This window comes from Empedobacter stercoris, from assembly GCF_020281205.1.
GTDB lineage: Bacteria > Bacteroidota > Bacteroidia > Flavobacteriales > Weeksellaceae > Empedobacter > Empedobacter stercoris.
The window spans coordinates 53,530-74,200 of record NZ_JACXZC010000010.1 but is presented as its reverse complement, the minus strand read 5'-3'; the positions used below and the strand labels follow the sequence as shown (position 1 = coordinate 74,200).

At 32.7% G+C, this 20,671-nt stretch carries 19 protein-coding genes; 4 read left to right on the top strand and 15 right to left on the bottom strand.

What is annotated here, in order from left to right; genetic code table 11:
* Positions 1–13 precede the first annotated feature (13 nt).
* From IF125_RS06685 to IF125_RS06665, 5 genes are all read right to left on the bottom strand, one after another.
* The gene (locus tag IF125_RS06685; protein WP_225541939.1) at positions 14–1,498 is read right to left on the bottom strand and encodes a peptide MFS transporter; all 1,485 of its coding nucleotides are present in this window, start codon (positions 1,496–1,498) and stop codon (positions 14–16) included.
* Between the two features lie 118 nt (positions 1,499–1,616).
* On the bottom strand, positions 1,617–3,203 hold the full coding sequence (locus IF125_RS06680; protein ID WP_171622754.1) for a peptide MFS transporter: 1,587 nt from the start codon (positions 3,201–3,203) through the stop codon (positions 1,617–1,619).
* A gap of 26 nt (positions 3,204–3,229) precedes the next feature.
* Positions 3,230–5,389: a S9 family peptidase gene (locus IF125_RS06675; RefSeq protein WP_225541938.1), complete on the bottom strand. Its 2,160-nt coding sequence runs from the start codon at positions 5,387–5,389 to the stop codon at positions 3,230–3,232.
* Between the two features lie 780 nt (positions 5,390–6,169).
* The gene (locus tag IF125_RS06670) at positions 6,170–6,538 is read right to left on the bottom strand and encodes a hypothetical protein (protein ID WP_225541937.1); all 369 of its coding nucleotides are present in this window, start codon (positions 6,536–6,538) and stop codon (positions 6,170–6,172) included.
* 13 nt (positions 6,539–6,551) lie between these two features.
* Positions 6,552–6,779: a hypothetical protein gene (locus IF125_RS06665; protein WP_225541936.1), complete on the bottom strand. Its 228-nt coding sequence runs from the start codon at positions 6,777–6,779 to the stop codon at positions 6,552–6,554.
* A 326-nt stretch (positions 6,780–7,105) separates the two neighbouring features.
* Here IF125_RS06665 and IF125_RS06660 point away from each other — a divergent pair, with 326 nt between their 5' ends.
* The 4 genes from IF125_RS06660 to IF125_RS06645 are packed head-to-tail and all read left to right on the top strand — an operon-like array spanning position 7,106 to position 9,675.
* Positions 7,106–8,461, top strand: a complete 1,356-nt coding sequence (locus IF125_RS06660) for a hydroxymethylglutaryl-CoA reductase (protein WP_225541935.1) — start codon at positions 7,106–7,108, stop codon at positions 8,459–8,461.
* A 15-nt stretch (positions 8,462–8,476) separates the two neighbouring features.
* The gene (locus tag IF125_RS06655; RefSeq protein WP_225541934.1) at positions 8,477–8,908 is read left to right on the top strand and encodes a pyrimidine dimer DNA glycosylase/endonuclease V; all 432 of its coding nucleotides are present in this window, start codon (positions 8,477–8,479) and stop codon (positions 8,906–8,908) included.
* On the top strand, positions 8,890–9,387 hold the full coding sequence (locus IF125_RS06650) for a YkgJ family cysteine cluster protein (RefSeq protein WP_225541933.1): 498 nt from the start codon (positions 8,890–8,892) through the stop codon (positions 9,385–9,387). The genes IF125_RS06655 and IF125_RS06650 overlap by 19 nt, the downstream gene beginning before the upstream one ends.
* The gene (locus IF125_RS06645; RefSeq protein ID WP_188319512.1) at positions 9,388–9,675 is read left to right on the top strand and encodes a hypothetical protein; all 288 of its coding nucleotides are present in this window, start codon (positions 9,388–9,390) and stop codon (positions 9,673–9,675) included. It abuts the gene before it with no gap.
* A gap of 36 nt (positions 9,676–9,711) precedes the next feature.
* Here IF125_RS06645 and IF125_RS06640 read toward each other — a convergent pair whose 3' ends face one another.
* The 10 genes from IF125_RS06640 to nuoK form a co-directional block, all read right to left on the bottom strand.
* Positions 9,712–10,161, bottom strand: a complete 450-nt coding sequence (locus IF125_RS06640) for a hypothetical protein (RefSeq protein ID WP_225541932.1) — start codon at positions 10,159–10,161, stop codon at positions 9,712–9,714.
* 142 nt (positions 10,162–10,303) lie between these two features.
* Positions 10,304–11,344: a PorT family protein gene (locus tag IF125_RS06635; protein WP_171623753.1), complete on the bottom strand. Its 1,041-nt coding sequence runs from the start codon at positions 11,342–11,344 to the stop codon at positions 10,304–10,306.
* Positions 11,345–11,375: 31 nt separating this feature from the next.
* Positions 11,376–12,041, bottom strand: coding sequence for a hypothetical protein (locus tag IF125_RS06630; RefSeq protein WP_225541931.1), 666 nt, complete (start codon positions 12,039–12,041; stop codon positions 11,376–11,378).
* Positions 12,025–12,600 carry an RNA polymerase sigma factor gene (locus tag IF125_RS06625; RefSeq protein ID WP_171623755.1) on the bottom strand — a complete coding sequence of 192 codons (576 nt, stop codon included), beginning with the start codon at positions 12,598–12,600 and terminating at the stop codon, positions 12,025–12,027. The genes IF125_RS06630 and IF125_RS06625 overlap by 17 nt, the downstream gene beginning before the upstream one ends.
* Positions 12,601–12,745: 145 nt before the next feature.
* Complete coding sequence (locus tag IF125_RS06620; protein WP_171623756.1) at positions 12,746–13,519, bottom strand: type III pantothenate kinase; 774 nt, start codon at positions 13,517–13,519, stop codon at positions 12,746–12,748.
* The gene (locus IF125_RS06615; protein WP_225541930.1) at positions 13,519–15,375 is read right to left on the bottom strand and encodes a M1 family metallopeptidase; all 1,857 of its coding nucleotides are present in this window, start codon (positions 15,373–15,375) and stop codon (positions 13,519–13,521) included. The genes IF125_RS06620 and IF125_RS06615 overlap by 1 nt, the downstream gene beginning before the upstream one ends.
* A gap of 233 nt (positions 15,376–15,608) precedes the next feature.
* Positions 15,609–16,997, bottom strand: coding sequence for an NADH-quinone oxidoreductase subunit N (locus IF125_RS06610; protein ID WP_225541929.1), 1,389 nt, complete (start codon positions 16,995–16,997; stop codon positions 15,609–15,611).
* Between the two features lie 20 nt (positions 16,998–17,017).
* The gene (locus IF125_RS06605; protein WP_225541928.1) at positions 17,018–18,436 is read right to left on the bottom strand and encodes a complex I subunit 4 family protein; all 1,419 of its coding nucleotides are present in this window, start codon (positions 18,434–18,436) and stop codon (positions 17,018–17,020) included.
* Between the two features lie 7 nt (positions 18,437–18,443).
* Positions 18,444–20,336 (bottom strand): NADH-quinone oxidoreductase subunit L, encoded by a 1,893-nt coding sequence (gene nuoL, locus IF125_RS06600; RefSeq protein ID WP_225541927.1) that lies wholly within the window; start codon positions 20,334–20,336, stop codon positions 18,444–18,446.
* A 2-nt stretch (positions 20,337–20,338) separates the two neighbouring features.
* Positions 20,339–20,665: an NADH-quinone oxidoreductase subunit NuoK gene (nuoK, locus tag IF125_RS06595; RefSeq protein ID WP_171623761.1), complete on the bottom strand. Its 327-nt coding sequence runs from the start codon at positions 20,663–20,665 to the stop codon at positions 20,339–20,341.
* Between the last annotated feature and the right edge of the window lie 6 nt (positions 20,666–20,671).

Sequence of the window (20,671 nt, the reverse complement as noted above, 5' to 3'; positions counted from 1 at the left end):
TATTTCTTAAAAGTTATTTTACGTCTTGCATTAATTTGCGAATTAATGGGGATAAAGCGATTACAATAATACCAGCAATTAATGAATATAAAGCTAATTGTTGATAACCATCTGTATAAGCCATTAATTTATCCATTAATGAAGCATTTTCGTTTGGAGAAGACATTCCCGCTCCTAAAATACCAGCCAAATATTGTCCATAAGCAGAAGCTAAGAACCAAAGCCCCATCATCATTCCTCCTAAATGCTTAGGTGATAACTTTGTTACCATCGATAAACCAATTGGAGAAAGACATAATTCTGCTATTGTTACAACGAAATACGCTAAAGCAAATATCTCTAATGAAGATAATCCGTTTTCATCTGCAAAGAATCTTAACGAATAGAAAATGTAATATGCACCTGCTAACATTAAGAACGCTAAACCAAATTTTACAACTGTATTTGGTTCAATTTTCTTTTTAGCCATCCATAACCAAACTAATCCTAATAAAGGTGCAAAAATGATTACGTATAAAGAGTTTGCACTGTTATTTACAATATTTGGATCTAATGGAACTGAGAATAAAGTAGAATGTAAATTTTTATTCGCAAACAAAGCTAAAGAACCTCCTGCTTGTTCGAAGATTGCAAAGAATAAAATAGAAAATGCAATCATAATAAAGGCTGCAATAAACTTACTTTTATCTTTAGAATCTGGAATTTTATATAATTGGATTAAAAAATAAATGATTGCTAATGGTCCAACAATAAACATAAACATATCTGTATATGCCGTATTATGAATCATAATAAAGATTAATGGAATACAAGCTATTGCACCTGCATAAACTGCAATTTCGCGAATTAATCGTTTTTTAGGATCCATTTTTATTAGAGGTGAATCACCAATTGGTCCTAATTCATTTCTAATAAATAGGAACAACACAACCCCAATAATCATCACAATACCTGCAGCTAAGAAAGCTAAGTTCCAGCTCACTTGTTTTCCTAAATAAACACAAACAATACCTCCTAAAAAGGCACCAATGTTAATTCCCGAATAAAATAATCCAAAACCAGCATCACGACGTGGATCGCCTGGTTTATAAAGTTCTCCAACCATCGAAGAAATATTTGGTTTGAAGAATCCTGTTCCGATAATACTCAGTGTAATCCCGTAGTAAAAGAAATGATGTGGGTCTGCAGCAATTAATAAGTTTCCTGCAACCATAACCAATCCTCCAAAAACTAAAGACTTTTTGAAACCTAAAATTTTATCAGCAAAAATACCTCCTACAAACGTAAACGCGTAAACAAAGGCTTGGATTGCGCCATATTTCAAATTCGATTCTGCATCTGTAAGTCCTAACATATCTACCATAAAAATGGCAAGAACTCCTCTCATTCCGTAAAAGCAAAAACGCTCCCACATTTCTACCATAAACAAATGCCAAAGCTGCTTTGGGTATTTTCCCTCAAAGTTTTGAATTTGATCCAACGTTAATTTTTGACTCATGATTTTTTAACTATGCACTAATATATCCTTTAGATTTTATTAGCAATCAACGAAAGTAAAAAAAACCTCTGACAAAGCAGAGGTTTTTTTTACTTATTCAATGATTTTTGTCAAATTATTAATTTATTCCGTGCATCATTCGTTTTAAAACAGGATTTAATGCAATTAATATAATCGCAGTAATCGCAGGGATAATTGCGAATATCATAAAGAAATAAGACATTGAATGTGTTTCTACAATCTGATCTATATACGATCCTAAGAAACCTCCAATAAAGTTTGCAATTGCAGATGCACAAAACCAAAAACCAAATAATAAGCCTAAGAATTTCTTTGGAGATAATTTTGATACATAAGACAATCCCACTGGAGATAAACATAACTCTCCTGATGTATGAAAGAAATAGGCAATAATTAACCAAATCATACTTACAGAAGCTGTTTTTGCTCCCTGAGGTATTTCGCTTGCTCCATAAGCTAAAGCTGCAAACCCTACTCCAACTAAGAATAATCCTAATGCAAACTTAATTGGTCCTGAAGGATTCCACATTTTTTCCCAAAACTTACTAAATGATGAAGCTAAAGCAATAATAAAAAAGGAATTCAAGATTTGAAACCAAGATGCCGCAACCTCTGTTTCTACAGAATTAAATTCTCTGAAAATTTTCCATAAACCTAATCCCCAAATAATTACAAATGAAACTGCGGTAAAAATAATGGTTAGAGGGTATTGTTTATAAATCTTTTTTGCAAGCGCATATAAAACCAGTGTTACAATTGCTATCGGAACAACCGTCAAAATAGCATCAACCCATTTAAAAGTTGTTGCAGCATTTCCTTCTAAAACACGCTGTGTATAATCTTTCGCAAAAATAGACATTGACCCTCCCGCTTGTTCAAAAGCTAAGAAGAATACAATACTTGCTAACATTAAAACAGCAACAACTATTAATCTGTCTCTTACCACAGCAGCAGATGTCTGTACTTCTGGCTCTTCTTCGTGATTTGCAATTTTTTTGTCATGAAAAGCTTTTACTTCTTTCGGAGATTCTCCAATTATACCAAAAATCTTTTCTCCAAAATAAAACTGTAACATTCCAAAGAACATAAAAACTCCAGCTAATCCAAAACCATAATGCCAACCTACTTTTTCACCGATATATCCACACAATAACATTCCTAAGAATGCACCAGCGTTAATACCCATGTAGAAAATTGTATAACCTGCATCTTTTTTAGCACTTGTATCAGGGTATAAATTTCCAACCATTGAAGAAATATTTGGCTTGAACATCCCATTACCCAGAATCATTAATCCTAACCCCAAATAGAAAAACCAAGGAGCTATTCCTTCAAAAGCCATTGATAAATGACCTAATGTCATAATCAAAGCACCTATTAAAATTGCTTTTTTATAACCTGTAAATTTATCTGCAATGATTCCTCCTAATAAAGGTGTTAAATATACCAACCCTGTATAGGTTCCGTATAATTTCATAGCTTCGGCATTTGTCCATTCCCAACCTCCATCTGCAATTGTACTGATTAAGAATAATGTCAACAATGCACGCATTCCGTAATAACTGAATCGTTCCCACATTTCTGTAAAGAACAATACAAATAATCCAGCAGGATGACCATTTACCATTTTATCGTCCATCCCCAAACTATGAAGATGTTTAACTAAACTATTGTCTTGACTCATATTTCTTGTGTTAAATTTTTAGAAAGTTATAAATTCTTTTTAATAAAATTTGTCATCTTACGATAAAGCTGTACACGTGTATTTCCACCATAAATTCCATGATCCTTATCGGTATAGATTGCCATATCAAAATCTTTATTTGCTTGTACCAACGCTTCCGATAATTCGTATGTGTTTTGTGCATGTACATTATCATCTGCAGATCCAGAAATCAACAAGAAGTTACCTTTCAAATCATTTGCATAATTAATAGGTGAATTGTCATCATATCCAGATGCATTTTCTTGTGGTGTACGCATAAAACGCTCCGTATAAACCGTGTCATAATAACGCCAATTGGTAACAGGTGCTACTGCAATCGCCGCTTTGAACACATCATTTCCTTTAAACAAAACATTAGATGCCATAAATCCTCCGTAAGACCAACCCCAAATTCCGATTCGTGAATTATCAACATAAGGTAATTTTCCAATTTCTTTTGCTGCTGCAATCTGATCTTCTACCTCATATTTACCCAATTGTAAATACGTTTGTTTTTTGAATGCTTCTCCTTTATAACCTGTTCCACGTCCATCAACACAGAAAACAATATACCCTTCTTGTGCCAACATCATGTGCCAATAATCGTTTGAATTGAAGTACGAATTGTTGACATTCTGAGAACCTGGACCAGAATATTGATACATCAACACAGGATATTTTTTGTTTGCATCAAAGTCTTTTGGTTTTATCACATACGCGTTCAATTCGTTTCCTGCAGCAGTTTTCAAAACAAATAATTCTTTTGTCCCAATATTATCTGCATTCAATTTTTCTTTTACAGATGTATTGTCAACGATAACTCCTAAGTCTTTGCCTGATTTAGAATCTACTAAACTAATTGTTCTTGGCGTAGTGATAGAGGAAAAAGTATTAATGAAATACGTAAAATTCTTACTAAAAGCAGCCGAATTTGTCCCATTATTCTTCGTTAACATCGTTGTTTTCTTACCATCTAAACTAACAGCTGAAATTTGTCTTTCTGTCGAAACACGTTTCCCATTATTAGAATTTGATTGATAATAAAGCGTTTTGTTTGCCGGATTATACCCATAATAATTCGTTACTTCCCACTCGCCTTTTGTAATTTGATTGATTAACTTTCCGTTATCTGCATAATGGTAAATATGATTATTTCCATCGCGCTCAGAAGTCCATAAGAACGAATTATCCGCTAAAAACTCTACAGTTAAGTTATCTGTCTCAATCCACGCTTTATTCGTTTCTGTAAATAATTTATTTACTTTTTTAGTTGTGATGTCATAAAACGACACATCAACATTATTTTGATGACGATTAGATGTTACAACAGTTAATAAATTCGCCTTTTTAGAAAACTTAATTTTTGGAATATAATAATTCTGAACTCCTTTTAAATCAACATTTGATGTAGTGTTATTCTTCGTATCAAAAACATGCAACGAAACAACCGAGTTGTCCTCTCCTGCTTTTGGATATTTGTATCTTAACTCTTGTGGATAAAGATTGTTGTGGTAAATCGGAATATTAATTTCTTTTACCTTCGATTCATCAAAACGAACATAGGCCAAAGACGTTCCATCTGCATTCCAATCAAAATTTCTTACAAAACCAAACTCTTCTTCGTAAACCCAATCATTTATCCCATTGATAATGTTATTCTTTTTACCATCAGTGGTAACTTGCGTTACTTTATTTGTTTTAAGATCCTGAATGTATAAATTATTTTCAAAAGCAAAAGCTACTTTAGATGCATCTGGCGAAAACAAAGGTTCTTGAATTTTCTTCCCATCAAAAACAACTACTTTCGATTTCGTTTGTGTATCATATACTTCAAATTTCGCTGTAAATGAATGGCGATAAATCCCTTTCGTTTCTGTTTGCAATAATACATAGCGCTCATCCGAACTAAATTCATATCCCTCAAACTTACCTGGCACAACTACAACGTCAGAAGATTGTCCCTTTTTCAATGTCGATTCGTACGAACGTTTTACCAATCCGTCTTTTGTCAGAATAGTATAATTTTCTCCATCATTCAATGAATTAACACCAAATAATGAGCTTTCGCGGTATTTACCTCCATAAATTCCTTCGAGCGTAATTTGCTGTGCATACGAATACGCACCCATCGCTAAGACCGCTAAACTTAAAATAAATTTCTTCATAGTTTTCTTAAAATGTGAGTTCAAACTATCAAATATAAACAATTCTATTTTTTCTAAAAGCACATTTTTTCGAATAATCCATTATAATTATCGTTTCAAAAAAATATATAAAGCTACTTTACACTTTGGATAATGAACAACTCACAAGATTCTTTGCTGTGTTTTAAAGCTTTTTGTATTCCAAATCCACTTATTCTATCTCTAAAAAGTTATAATATAACAAATTAAACCACACAAATTACAATTCAATTCATTTCTGTCCACATTTGTCCATATTTGTCCACTTTTGTCAATCAATTTTCAAAACAATAAGTGCTTTAAGTAAAAATAAAACACCTCCTATCCCTCTGTTTATCAGAGCTAACGAAGATATATATTTTGAGTTGATTTTGAGCTTGTTCGACCTTTGTTCGAGGATGCTTCGAGAACTCTTCGGAAAAATGGGCTTTTAGTCGAAGGATAGTCGAACAAGACTCGAACATAACACGAATAATTCTTATGATTTTGGGTAATGAAAAGATAAATTTCGAATATTTTATCTAAAAAAACATCACTACAAAAAGAAGTTATTTATAGTAAAAAAAATAGAATGTATAATATTTTTGTCCGATTTGGATATGTCGTTTCAACGGTGAAATGCACCTTTCAGAGTAGTTTTAGACATAAAATCATTTATTCGAAACGGCACTTATTAAAAGTCAATGTTTTGACTTAAAAACTTTTAGTGTATAATATCGATTATGATAAGTAGATTATTTTCATTGAAAATTCATTTATTATTTACCATCCTTCTCTTACGTAAATATCATTATAATCCAAAGTTTCTAACAATTTTCCATCTCTGTAGTGCTCCAATTTTAAACTCCCAGAATCTTTAGATAGCGAATCACCTACTGATATTTTTTTTTCACAATCAATAAAAGGGCAACCAATTAATTTATTATTACCAGAAATAACTAATCCATTATGTTGTTGTTTTATCCTATATATAGAGTCAATTCTCTCGTGAAAATCATCCGGAATAACCATATCTAGAAATATTTCTTTATTTGTTCGTTTGTCTGAAAAGATTATATACCCTATATAGCTAAATAAACTTAACATAGGCAATAATATCACTACAACTAATATCCACCATTCTTTCTTCATGTTATTTGTTTTTTTATCTCAATAAAAATGTTTCACTATATTGATACATAGCTCCTACATTAAAATTACCTTTTGGCCCTACACTTAACGATTTTTGTATATAACCTGTTCCCTTATCTGTTTTACCAAAGTTTTTAGGATTCATTTTACCACTACCTAGTCCTGTTTTTTCAGAATCAATACTTCCTCCGTAACTAAGCATAGAAAATAGGGAGAAAAAAGAAAGTAAAGTTTTTCTCATATTATTAAGTGTTAATCATTTAAATATATAAAAAATAATTAACACTATTACATATAAACAATATTTATACAATAAATAAACCTTACTAAAACCTATAACACTTTTTATGTCAAGTAAAAGGTGTTTTAACGTGTTTAAAGATATCAATCTTATTTCGTAGCTATTTGCCTTCAAAAAAAAGGATTGAATCCACACAACAAGCCTCTATTTATTGCACTCCCTTAATTTGCTATTCTACTAAATCGTTAAAAATTAATGAAAAAACACAACAAGTAGAGTTTAACATTCAAAACGTTTGTATTTTTGTCTTATAAAATATATCCAATATGAAGCATCAAGCAGTAGAAGGTTTTTCGAAATTATCGAAAGAAGGAAAAATTGAATGGGTTGTAAATGAATATTTGAATGGCGATGAAAAAGCGATTCAAATCATGAAACAATATTGGAACGATGATGCAGATTTACAAAAACTGCACGACGAATTTTCTGAAAACACAGTTTCTAATTTCTATATGCCGTTTGGTTTAGCGCCAAACTTTTTAATCAACGATGAATTATATGCCATTCCAATGGCTGTTGAAGAGTCTTCTGTAGTTGCTGCAGCTGCTAAAGCAGCTAAGTTTTGGCAAACACGTGGTGGTTTCAAAACAACTATTTTATCGACAACAAAGTTGGGGCATGTGCATTTTATGTACGAAGGTGATAAAGAAAAGTTGAGAAATGCTTTCGAATCGACTATCAAACTACAATTAATCGAAACGACAAATGATATTACCAAAAATATGCGTGCACGCGGTGGTGGAATTTTGGATTTAGAATTAATTGATAAAACTGCTGATTTAGCAAACTACTATCAAATAAAAGCCTCTTTCGAAACAATGGATTCGATGGGTGCCAACTTCATCAATTCATGTTTAGAGCAATTTGCAAAAACATTACGCAACGAAATCGAAGCTGATACAACTTTTACAGCTGATGAAAAAGATTCTGTTCAAATCGTGATGTGCATTTTATCGAATTATACACCCGATTGTATTGTTCGTGCAGAAGTTTCTTGTCCAGTAGAACAATTAGCGGAAGGAAATGTAACGGCAGAAGAGTTTGTGGAAAAGTTTTCGCGTGCTGTACGAATTGCAGAAATTGAACCTTATCGTGCTACTACACACAACAAAGGAATTATGAACGGTATTGATGCGGTTGTAATTGCTACGGGTAACGATTTTCGTGCAGTAGAAGCTTGTGCACATACCTATGCTGCAAAAGATGGTCAATATTCTTCGTTAACGCATTGCGAAGTAAAAGATGGTATTTTCCGTTTTTGGATAGATTTACCAACTGCGCTTGGTACAATTGGTGGATTGACAGCTTTACATCCCTTGGTAAAATTAGCGTTAGGAATTCTTGGAAAACCAAATGCAAAAGAGTTAATGGGATTTGTTGCTGTTGCTGGTTTAGCACAAAACTTTGGTGCGTTACGTTCGTTGGTTACAACAGGAATTCAGAAAGGTCACATGAAAATGCACTTGATGAATATTTTAAACCAATTGGAAGCAACAGATGAAGAAAAGAACTATTTTGTGAATTATTTTAAAGATAAAACAGTTACGCATCACAATGTTATCGATGAATTTTGCAAATTACGTGGTGTAAAAAATGTAGAAGAGATCAAAAAAGAAAAATAATTTAATAAAATACAAATGCGAATTTGGTCTGTTCATCCGAAATACCTTGATGCAAAAGGAATAGTTGCACTTTGGCGTGAAACACTTTTGGCAAAGAATGTTTTGGTAGGCAATACAAAAGGGTATAAAAATCATCCGCAATTAAGTCGTTTCAAATCGGTAGAAAAACCACTTGAAGCAATTAATCAATATTTGGCTGAGATATGGGATGAAGCCACAAGAAGAGGTTATAATTTTGACCGAAATAAAATTGATTTTGATTTTCAGAAAATCAAGATAGATGTGACAACGGGTCAGATGGATTATGAATTTAGCCATTTACTAAAGAAGTTAGAACACCGAGATATAGAACGATATAATCAGCTGAAAGATTTTAAAGCAATTGAATCTTGTGAAATATTTTCGGTAAAAGAAGGAGAAATAGAAAAATGGGAGATCATTTCTTAGAAGAATATTTTGCGAAAGCAAAAGAAAAACAGAAAGAGCACAAAAAGTTTTTGGAGAAGTTGAAGAAGAAACCGCCCAAAAACTTGGATCAAAAAATGGAAGAGATTCACGAAGATGTTTTCAATCGTATTGATTGTCTTTCGTGTGCCAATTGTTGCAAAACGACAGGACCGCTTTTTACACAAAAAGATATTGAACGTTTAGCGCATGTTTTTCGTATAAAACCCAGTCAATTTATTGATAAATACTTGCGTATAGACGAAGATAATGATTACGTTTTACAGCAGTTGCCTTGTCCTTTTTTGGATAGTGATAACTATTGTTTGGTGTACGAAGATCGTCCGAAAGCATGTCGAGAATTCCCACATACCGATCGCAAAAAGTTTTATCAAATAAATCATTTAACGATAAAAAACACATTGATTTGTCCAGCAACTTATGAAGTTGTCGAACAAATGCAGAAAGAAATAAAAATATAAATGGATACACTCTTAAAAATAATCGCATTTATTATGTTGATTTTTCCGACAATTTATCAAGGAATTGCTGGATTTAGAACGAAAGACGCTGCCGTAGTAAAAAAAATAGCTTGGCGCGCCGTCTTGATGCAAATCATGGGAACGCTTTTGGCTTATTTTATCTTCATAAAAATTGGTCAAGACAAGCAAGTTGCCATTTATGTTGGCTTTATGTTTTTTACGTCGCTTGCCATTTTAGTGCTGATTCAAAACATTTTGATTTACTTAAAAAATAATGGAAATAATTAAAAAACGTCGCTCTGTGAGCGACGTTTTTAATTCTATTTAAGCCAATAAATTAACGTATTGTTCTGCTTTTTCGGTCAATTTAGTTTTTACTTGATCGTAATTTGAATCAAAAAAACTGCGTAATTTGAATTTTGATTTTTTGGTTTGAACAGTTAAAATCTGATTTCGATGCAAACGAAAAACATCTTCTTCTTCGTACAAATAATAAATAGCGCGATATGGAATTTCGTCTTTCTTGAATATCGTACGAATCTCGAACATTTCTTCTTTTAGTCTGAATAGTGTCAAATTAAATGTCAAATCGTATAAAATGGAAATTGAACCCATTAAAGAAATCATAAATATACCGATGCGCAAAAAAGGTTCATCAATCCAAAAACTTCCTCCAAACCAAAAAGCATTAACAAACATAAAGTTAATCATCATTAATACTAAAAAAATGATGATAGGAATGCTTGTTTGCCAACTGAGTTTAGATTTTATCATTGTTTTTGATTTGTACTAATTTACGTTTTTTTGAGATTTGTTTTGAAATATTTTATCGAATAAAAAAACCTCAGAAAAACTGAGGTTTAGTATATAAAAATGTTATGTTATAAAAATTTCAATTCTATGATTGAGATGATTCTTACAATCCAAGATTTATGCCAAACTGTATCATTTTACGATTATCGAACGTATTATTTTTAAAATAATTATTAAAGTCTTTTCTAACAAATACATCTATCAAACCTAAACCGATTGTAACTTCAGCACCATAAATAAAATTATTCACATTATAATTTCCTTTTTCTTTGTTGCGAACACCATCTCCTTTGTAAATATTATTTGAAGATAATAACGTACCACCATACAAATACGCCGCAATATAATGTTTGCCTTGTGGGCGATAAGCAAAATCTTCCGTTAGGTTTTTCACCTTCGAAAAGTTGTATTTAAATCCTACAGGAACCATAAAATAAGCTGAACGTAATTTTGATTTATCTAAAGACTTTTCACTTTTTATCAATCCTACATTTCCATTTTCGTCGCGGTTGAAATGCATATCATCATCAATACGATAAGTTCTCCAAGAAAATAATCCTCCTGCTAAGAAATTGAATGGACTTGTCAATGACAATTGTCGTTCATAAATTAATCCTGCAGTTAAATTACTCGAAAACTTTTCGTGTTTATCCAATTGTTCATTATTTTTCCCTGTAAACGCCATATATCCAAAAGATCCGTAACCATTAATTTGATTGACAATTCTGTAACGTTTTGTAATATCTTGCTTGGTTTTTGGTGTAATAGGATCTTCGCCATTCATAATTGAAAAGGCAACTTGTTGCTTGATGATATCATCTAAATTGAAATTTACATCCTGAATTCGATCGTTGATGGTTTCTGAATAGACATTCGCAATTTCTTCTTTCTTAGCCGTAGCTTCCGTTGCATTTAGTTTTCCTTCTGCTAATTCTTTATCAATCGTTGCAATTTTCTTTTCCATAGCAGACTTTTCTTCCTGTACGATTTGACGAATAACCAAGGTAAATTCGCTGATACGATCTCGAACAATGGGACTTATTTTTTCATCATTCTTTTCGTTCAAGTCAAATATGAATTTTTGTGCATATATAGTTGTTGCTGATAAGCATACTAATCCTGCTACGATAAGTTTTTTTATCATGATTTTAGTGTTTATTAGTAAATATTGAGGATTATTTGAATCCGACAGAAACCACTCGCGATTGGTTCTGCTCTTTTAGATTTTCTTTATTTTCGATTGAATACAATAACATATTCGGATCAACAAAGTTTTTCTTCTTTTTGTTGGTTTTAATAGAATCCGAACTTGTCGCTGCTACTACTATTTTCTTTTGTTCTGGATCAGCTTTCAATTCCTCTTTCTTTTCTACAACAGCCTCCTTTTTTGTTGTTAATAAAATCTCGACTTGTTGCGATTCTTCATTTACTGCAACTTGCACTTTTCCGTGTTGGATTGCTCTATTCTCTTCTTTTATTGGAGTTTCAATCCTTTCTTTCGATGAATCTACTTTATCATTATCTGCCAAAACTGTTTCAGATAGATTTATTTTATTCGAATCTGATGCTGTTCGAGTTGGATTATTTTGTTCTTTGTGGTGAACAAATTCTTGTTGTTCGTTATTATTTTCTGATTGATTCATGAAAAAATATACCGAAGTTGAAATCGCAAAGAATGCTACAGCCGCAACCGATAACCACCATTTAAAATTTGATTTTTGGCGTGTTGGAGCAACATCCATACGAGCTTGTATTCTGTTCCAAGCATCATGAGAAGGATTTATTTCCCGATTTTCTAAATCGTTTTTTATATAGCTTGATAGTTTATCGTTGTTTTTCATTTGTCATTTTCTTTTTACTAAGTACAATTTCTTTCAGTTTTGCCTTTGCTCGGAACAATTGTGTTTTACTACTTGAAACAGAAATATTCAACATATCTGCAATTTCTTGATGCGAATAATCCTCGAGTATATGAAGATTAAAAACCAAACGATAAGGCTCTGAGAGTTGATCTAAAACTTCTTGTACATTAAAATTTAACCACGTTTCTTCTGCGTCATCATCTACTTCATCGTAATTTGCTACCCGTACATCGTCTACATAAATAAGTGTTTTATTGGCTCGCAAAAAAGTTAAACATTCGTTGACCATTATACGACGCATCCAACCTTCGAAACTTCCTTTATTTTGAAATTTCTCTATATGATTAAAGACTTTACAAAAACCATTAATCATACAATCTTCTGCGTAATGCATATCTTCGATGTAACTTCTACAAACACTCAACATCTTTTTTGAGCTTTGTTCGTAGAGTTCTTTTTGCGCCAAAGCATCGTTCTTTTTTAGCCGTTCGACTAAAATTTCTTCTTTACTTTTTCGATTTAGTACAAATAATTTCACGTGTGTTAATTGCTTTCTTATATAATAGACTCAAAGTTTATAAAAAGGTTACAAAATTTAAGAAAAATAGTTGAAAGTTATTTTTTTATAACGAAAAAAGCCTGCTAATGCAGGCTTTTTCTAAATTTATGTTTGATATAATATTTTATTTCTCAAACGAATCTTTATTTAATTCGTAAAGAATTTTAAGACCTTTTATCGTGTGTAAACGATCATCTATATCGATTTTATTGGTTAATGGTTTATAAACGCCACCAACTCCACCTGTCGAAATCACCACTGATTTCTCTCCAGCTTCCGCATTGATGCGGTCAACCATACCTTCTACCATACTCAAAAATCCATATACCATTCCCGATTGCATACAAGTTTCTGTATCTGAGCCAAGCACTTTTTCTGGTGCTCGAAGATCGATTGTTGGTAATTGAGCTGTCTCACCAACCAAAGAATTAAGCGCTGTAATAATTCCTGGAGCAATGACAACTCCACGAACTTTTCCATCTTCGTTAATTCCTAAAAAAGTTAACGCTGTACCAAAATCAATCACGATTTTCTTGCCTTTGTAGTCTTGATAATGTGCTGCTACTGCATTGGCATATAAATCAGTTCCCATTTGGTTTGACGTATGTACAATTTCCGAAGGAGTGTGACGATCAACAACCATTGGTTTGAATTTATGAATGCGTTGCAAAGCAATTTTAACGTTTGTTGTAAGTGGAGGTACAACCGAACCGATTACAATATCTGTTATATCATCTTTCGAAATTCCGAAAGGCTCGTACATATTCGAGAATTTTGCAAAAAATTCGTATTCGGTACGATAAGGTTTCGAATTAATCGTCCACGTAATAATCTCTTTTTCGCTTTTAAAAACGGCGAAACGAAGATTAGTATTTCCAATATTTACAGCTAATAACATTATTTTGTAAACACATTATTTGTATAATCTACATCAGCCATACGCATTGTAGGATCAATAGTAATTCCTTTTATAGTTTTAGCCGTTTTTACTTCGTAAACAGGATTTGTCCAAAAAGCATCAGTTAAAACTGTACGTTTTACACCTTTGTATTCGATTAAGTTTTCTGCTGGTTTTTCTCCGCGCATTTCGCGTAAAGGAATGTAAAATAACTCTTTCGAACCATCATTGTATTCAACCAAAACATCTAAAGGCATTGCAAAATCAGACTTATTAACAACTGTAAAAGAATTTGATTGAACATTTTCTACTGCATAATCAATTTTACGCGTTGTATTGATAAATAAATTGAAATACCATTTTAAATTAATTCCAGAAACTTCTTCTGCAACACGTTTGAAATCGTTAGCGGTTGGATGTTTAAATTTCCATTGGTTATAGAATTCTAAAAATGTTTTGTCTAAATTATCTTGCCCAATAATATATCCTAACTGAATTGCTAAAACTTGACCTTTATAATATGCTTCTAATGAATACGCATAGTTTGTGTTGTAGTAATCTGCTAATAAACTTGCAGGTTCTTCTTTCCCTGATAATGCTAAATTGATGTAACCTTTTGATGCATCTAAATTAGGATTTGATGGTAAAGTTGCTTGCTTTCCGAATACTTGTAAAGAAGCTAAATTTTCGATGTAAGATGTGAAACCTTCATCAAACCATTCGTCAACCGTTTCGTTGATTCCAAATAAATGTTGGTACCAAGAATGTGCTGCCTCGTGGTAAATAACTCCTACCAAAGAAGCTAAATTTCTTTCTCCTGTAATCAACGTTGCAGTTCCGTATTCCATACCACCATCACCACCTTGTACTACTGTATATGTTGGCCAAGGATATGCTCCGAATTTTTCTCCAGCATAATCAAAAAAACCAGTTGTGTAAGGCATTGCCTCTTTCCAAACTTTTGTAGTTTTTTCGCCTGGTTTGTACACGAAATATACTTTTACACCTCCTTTAGATGTAGCCTCATCTACAACAAAATTTTTGTCTGCAGCCCAAGCAAAATCGTGAATATTTGTTGCTTTAAAATTCCAAGAAGCACGTCCGTTTTTCTCTACAATTTTTGCATTTTTATCATAACCTTTTACTTCTTTCGGGTTTTGTAACACTCCAGATGAACCAATTACATAGTCTTTTCCAATATTGATTGTTACATCAAAATCACCAAAAGGCGCAATAAATTCGCGTCCAACATATTCGTCTAAATGCCATCCGAAATCATCAAATTGAGCCATTTTAGGGTACCATTGTGTCATCGAATACGCTACACCTTCTTTCGAATTACGTCCAGAGCGACGAATTTGCTCAGGAACTTGTGCTTCCCAAACCATATCAAATGTTGTTGATTCTCCAGCTTTAATTGGCGTTGCTAATGTTACTTCTAAGATTGTTCCATCAACTATATACGAAGTAGCTTTACCATTTTGAGTTAACGAAATAATTTTTTGGTAACCCATGTTGTCTTTCCCTAAAGTTGCGATACGCGATTGTAATTTAGGATTTTCTTTTGTTCCGATATTATTTACCATTCGCTTGTCTGGATCTGCAATATTTGCTAAACGATAATCCATCATCGATTTTGGTTGGAAGGCATTAAAATATAAATGAAAGTACACCTTGTTCAAGCTTTGACCTGAGTTGTTTGTGTATTTCAATTTCATTTTCCCATCGTATTGATACAAATCGTCTTTGATATCAATCGTCATTTTATAATCTACCTTTTGTTGCCAATATCCTTTGCGCTGAGCGAAAGCAAATTGCACCAAACATAAGCAGATTAATAATGTAAATTTTCTCATTCTAACAGTATTATTAAACTTCAACTTCAAAAATACAAAAAAGCTTGAAACAAGTCGGTTTTGTTTCAAGCTTTTGCTTACTTTAAACAATCAAACTCTACTCTTATCAAGTCTAATAATTCTTTTAGAGATATTAATTCATTGTTTTAAACAAAAAAGCTCGTTTCAAATAACTTGAAACGAGCTTTTTAAAATAATAAATAATAAAAAACTATATAATAATCATTTCACAATTACCACATTGGCGTTTGCAAAAACGAAGATAATATTCCTGGAAAAATTCCCATCACAATTAAGATAACCATTCCGATGATTAAAAGGAAATTTGTTAATCCGTCTTGTGTTTTTAATTTGTTTTTCCCTTTTTTGAAATACATATAATTGATGATTTTGAAGTAATAATACATACTCAAAACTGCCATTACCAATGCAATTACTATCAAAAATAGGTTTTTATCGTTTGTTCCTCCAATACTCAATGCCATAAATTTAGCGAAGAAACCTCCTGTTAATGGAATACCTGCTAACGAAATCAAAGAAATTGTCATCGCTGCTGCTAAAACTGGATTTGCTTTCCCTAAACCAATGAAACTTTCAAATTTTGGATTTTTTAATTGATCAATCGTATAAAAAATAATGAAATTCGCAACCGAATAAGCGATCGTATAGAACATCAAAGCCTCTTTAGAAGCTGAATTGATGTTGAACAAAACAAATAACATGAAACCTGCTTGCGCGATTGATGAATAAGCCATCAAACGTTTGACAGATTTTTGAGAAACTGCTCCGAAGTTTCCGATAAATAACGTCAAAATGATGATTGACGCAAATAATAAACGGTAATATTCGGCATATTCTACATTTGTTGGGAATGATTTTAAGACTAAAATAAATCCTAAAAACGATCCTCCTTTGATGATTGTCGACATAAATGATGTGAACACTGTTGGTGTTCCATCGTAAACATCTGGTGTCCATGCATGGAAAGGTGCGGCAGAAACTTTGAAACAAAATGCGAAGATGATTAAACACCATCCAGCGTAATAAATAGTTTCGAAATCTTTGTTATAGTTCACCAATTGATCAACCATAAATGTTCCTGTTGCGCCATACAAAAATGTAACCCCCAGCATCAAAATCCCTGTTGAGAAAGCTCCCATCAAGAAGTATTTTACAGATGCTTCTGTACTTTTTATACTTTCCTTATTGACACCTGCAAGAATGTACATCGGAATTGACATTAATTCGATTCCTAAGAACATAATGACCAAGTTGTGGAATTGTGCTAAAACGGCGATTCCTGTAAAAGAGAAGAAAATCAAGGCATAATATTCTGCTACATGTTTTCCTACTTTCTCAAACGAATCTTTGTTCAACAATAAGTAAAAAATTGCCAGTCCAGACAATGCGATAAAAAAGGAAACGCCATAAAGCGATTGTCCAATCATATTATCGAATTTTCCTGCGAACATTGAGCAACCTTTCAAATCGAAAATTCCTCCTACAATCATTCCGAAAAACAGAACAACCGAAAGAATATTTAAGGCACGATTATTCTTGATGTAGAATCCACTAAACATCAAAATAATACCTGAAAGTGCTGATAAAATAATCGTATTCATATCTATTTATTCAAAAATGATTAATGTGCTAATAAATTAAAAATTGGTGTTGGATAAACTCCTAAAATAATCACGATGATTGCGATTACTGATAAAACTGCAATTGGTCCAAAACCTCCTTTTTGAGCATCTTTTTGTTTGATGTTTTTCACTTCTCCAAACAATAATGCGCTTGATAATCTCAACGTATAAACAGCAGATAAAATAACACCTAAACAAGCTACTACACATAAAACTGGATTGTGTGTAAATAATGCTGAAAGCATCATAAACTCTCCAATGAATGAACTTGTCAATGGTAATGCTACGTTTGCTAAACCGAATATCATGAATAAGATAGATAATGTTGGATCAACATTCGCTAAACCACCAATCGATTTAATATCTGTCAAATCATATTTTCTTTCCATAATATCTACACATAACCATAATCCTAAAACAACTAAACCATGTGAAAACATTTGAAAATAAGCTCCTGTTACACCATTTGCTAATTCTGAAAATATAGAAACAAAAATTAAAGCCAAGTGAGCAATCGAGCTATATGCAATAATTTTCTTTACATTTTTTGCACTCAATGCGATTAACGAAGCGTAAACTAATCCGAAAATTGCGATGTACGTAATGTATTTGAACAATTCTGAAATCGTTGGGAACATCCCCAAATACCAAGTAACCACTGCAAATAATCCCATTTTCGCCATCAAAGCTGAAAGTACAACTGTTAATGGAGTTGGAGATGTTTTGTAGATGGTTGGTTGCCATGTGTGAAATGGAAAGATTGGAATTTTAATCACAAAAGCGATTAAGAATAACAATGCCAACGCTGTGTTTGTTGAATAATGCGGTCCTGTAACTTGTACAACATCTGTTAATAAAAACGATGCTGGTTGTAAGAAAAATCCGATGTAAATAATTCCTCCTAACATAAACATCGATCCTAAAATCGTGTATAAGAAGAATGTCATATTTGCGCGAATTTTGTCTTTTCCAATTCCGAATAATCCAATTAAGAAATAGACTGGAATCAAAACAACTTCCCAGAAAAAATAGAATAAAATTAAATCTTCTGCTAAGAAAACTCCGTTTAATCCTGCTAAAGTGATTAGCAATAATCCGTAGAATGTATTGCTATATTTTTGTTTTGTTGTTGATAAATAAACAAAAAGAGCTAAGTAAGTAAGGTTAGTTAATAAAATCATTAATCCTCCCAAACCTTGAGCATTTAACGCGAAATAAGTTTTAACGCTGTTGAAATTGAACCATTGTGTTTGAAACGTTAACTCGTTGTTTCCACCTTTGCAAGTGATAAACAAGTACAACGCCAACAATGCTCCACCAACGAATGCTCCTAACCATCTTTGTGGTTTTTGACCTTGCATTAATAGCATAAAAACTCCTACTATTAATGGTAAAATGATAAATAAAGATAAAAGCATTACTAACCTATTTTGAAATTAAATACCCCATAAAAAAGATTGCGATACCTGCCACGATTCCTACAACCATTAGCATAATATAGAATCCTACATTTCCGTTTTGTAGCTGACGTACATTTTTTGATGCGCGACCAGAAACAGTTCCAACTCCTAAAACAAAAGCTGCAATACCTGCTTTTTCTACATATTTTTTCAAGACATCCCCTAACTCGAACAATGGCTTTACAATTGCATTGTCGTATAATTCGTCGATGTACCATTTATCTTCAAAGAATTTTGCAATTCCTGTCGCTTCTCCATCTACATAATTGGTGTATTTCTTAATTGCAAAATAAATTGCTCCAAGTACACAAATTAATAAAGCGCCCATCATCATCCATTCTGTTGCATGAGAAACAGGATGTGCTTCTCCGATAGAAACAACTCCACCTAAGAAAGTTTGCAACTTATGTCCATCTTGCATAAATAATGCTGGAATTCCAATATAACCTGCAATAACAGAAAGAACTGCTAAAATGATTAATGGAATTGTCATTGCTGCTGGGCTTTCGTGCGGATGAGCATCTTTGCTTCGTAAATCGCCTAAGAAAGTCATGGCATATAAACGGAACATATAGAATGTTGTCATTACTGAAACAATAAAACCAATTCCGTAAACAACTGGGTTAGATACAAACATTCCTAATAACATTTCATCTTTCGAGAAGAAACCTGATAAACCAGGAATACCTGCGATTGCCAAACATCCAATCAAGAAAGTGATATGAGTAATTTTCATGTATTTTTTCAACCCTCCCATTTTACGCATATCCTGTTCGTGGTGCATTCCGTGAATCACAGAACCTGCTCCTAAGAATAATAAAGCCTTAAAGAAAGCGTGTGTCATCACATGGAAAACCGCTGCGATATATGCTCCAGAACCAATTGCTGCAAACATTAATCCTAACTGAGAAACTGTAGAATAAGCCAATACTTTTTTGATATCATTTTGACGCATTGCAATAGTTGCTGTAACAAATGCGGTTGCAATTCCTATGTACTGAATAATTTCTAAAGTCAATGGCGCTGCAGTAAACAATTCATTACAACGTGTGATCATAAAAATACCAGCCGTAACCATTGTTGCAGCGTGAATAAGTGCTGAAACTGGCGTTGGTCCTGCCATTGCGTCTGGTAACCAAGTAAACAGTGGTAATTGAGCCGATTTTCCTGTTGCTGCTAAGAATAACAATAACGTAATTCCTGTCAATACAAAACCTGTAAATGCTCCTGGCTGAATTGTTAATTGGCTAAATACTTTTACATATTCTAACGTTCCAAATTCTTTGAAAATCCAAAACATTGCCAATAAGAATCCAACATCTCCGATACGGTTCATGATGAAAGCTTTCTTCGCTGCTTTGATGTATTCTGGATTTGTAAACCAAAAACCAATTAATAAGAATGAACATAATCCTACTCCTTCCCAACCAATAAACATCATTACAAAGTTGTTTCCCATTACAAGAATCAACATGAAGAAGATGAATAAATTTAGGTAAGAAAAGAATTTTGCAAATCCTTTGTCTTCGCTCATATAAGCTGAACTATACACATGAATTAAAAATCCAACTCCTGTAATAATTAACAAAAACAAACTCGTTAATGCATCTATTTGAAATGCAAACGGAACTTGTAAAGTTGGAATATTGATAATATCAAATGCCTTAAAAATTAATGGTTGCGCATCTGTTCCTGAAGGAACGGCGATGAACACCATGATTGATAAAATGAAACTTGCCAAAACTGCGCCACTTCCAATGAAAGTCACTAAGCTGTTAGAAAGTACATTTCGTCCTAAACCGTTAATCAAAAATCCGATGAATGGAATCAAAGGAATTAACCATATATACTGCTCCATTCTTAACCTTTTAAACGATTTAACACATTAATATCTACCGAGTATACTTTGCGGAACAATAAGATCATCACCGATAATCCTACAGCAACCTCAGCTGCAGCTACAACCATAATAAAGAATACTAAAAGTTGTGCATCTGTTCCTTTTTCTAATGCTGGATTTGCGTGATAGTGCATTTTTGAGAACGCGACTAACAACAAATTCACAGAATTTAACATCAATTCTATACACATAAAAATGACAATCGCGTTGCGACGTAGCATTACACCTGTCATTCCTATTCCAAATAGGATTAATGATAAAGTAATATAATAACTGATTGGTAACATCTTTTA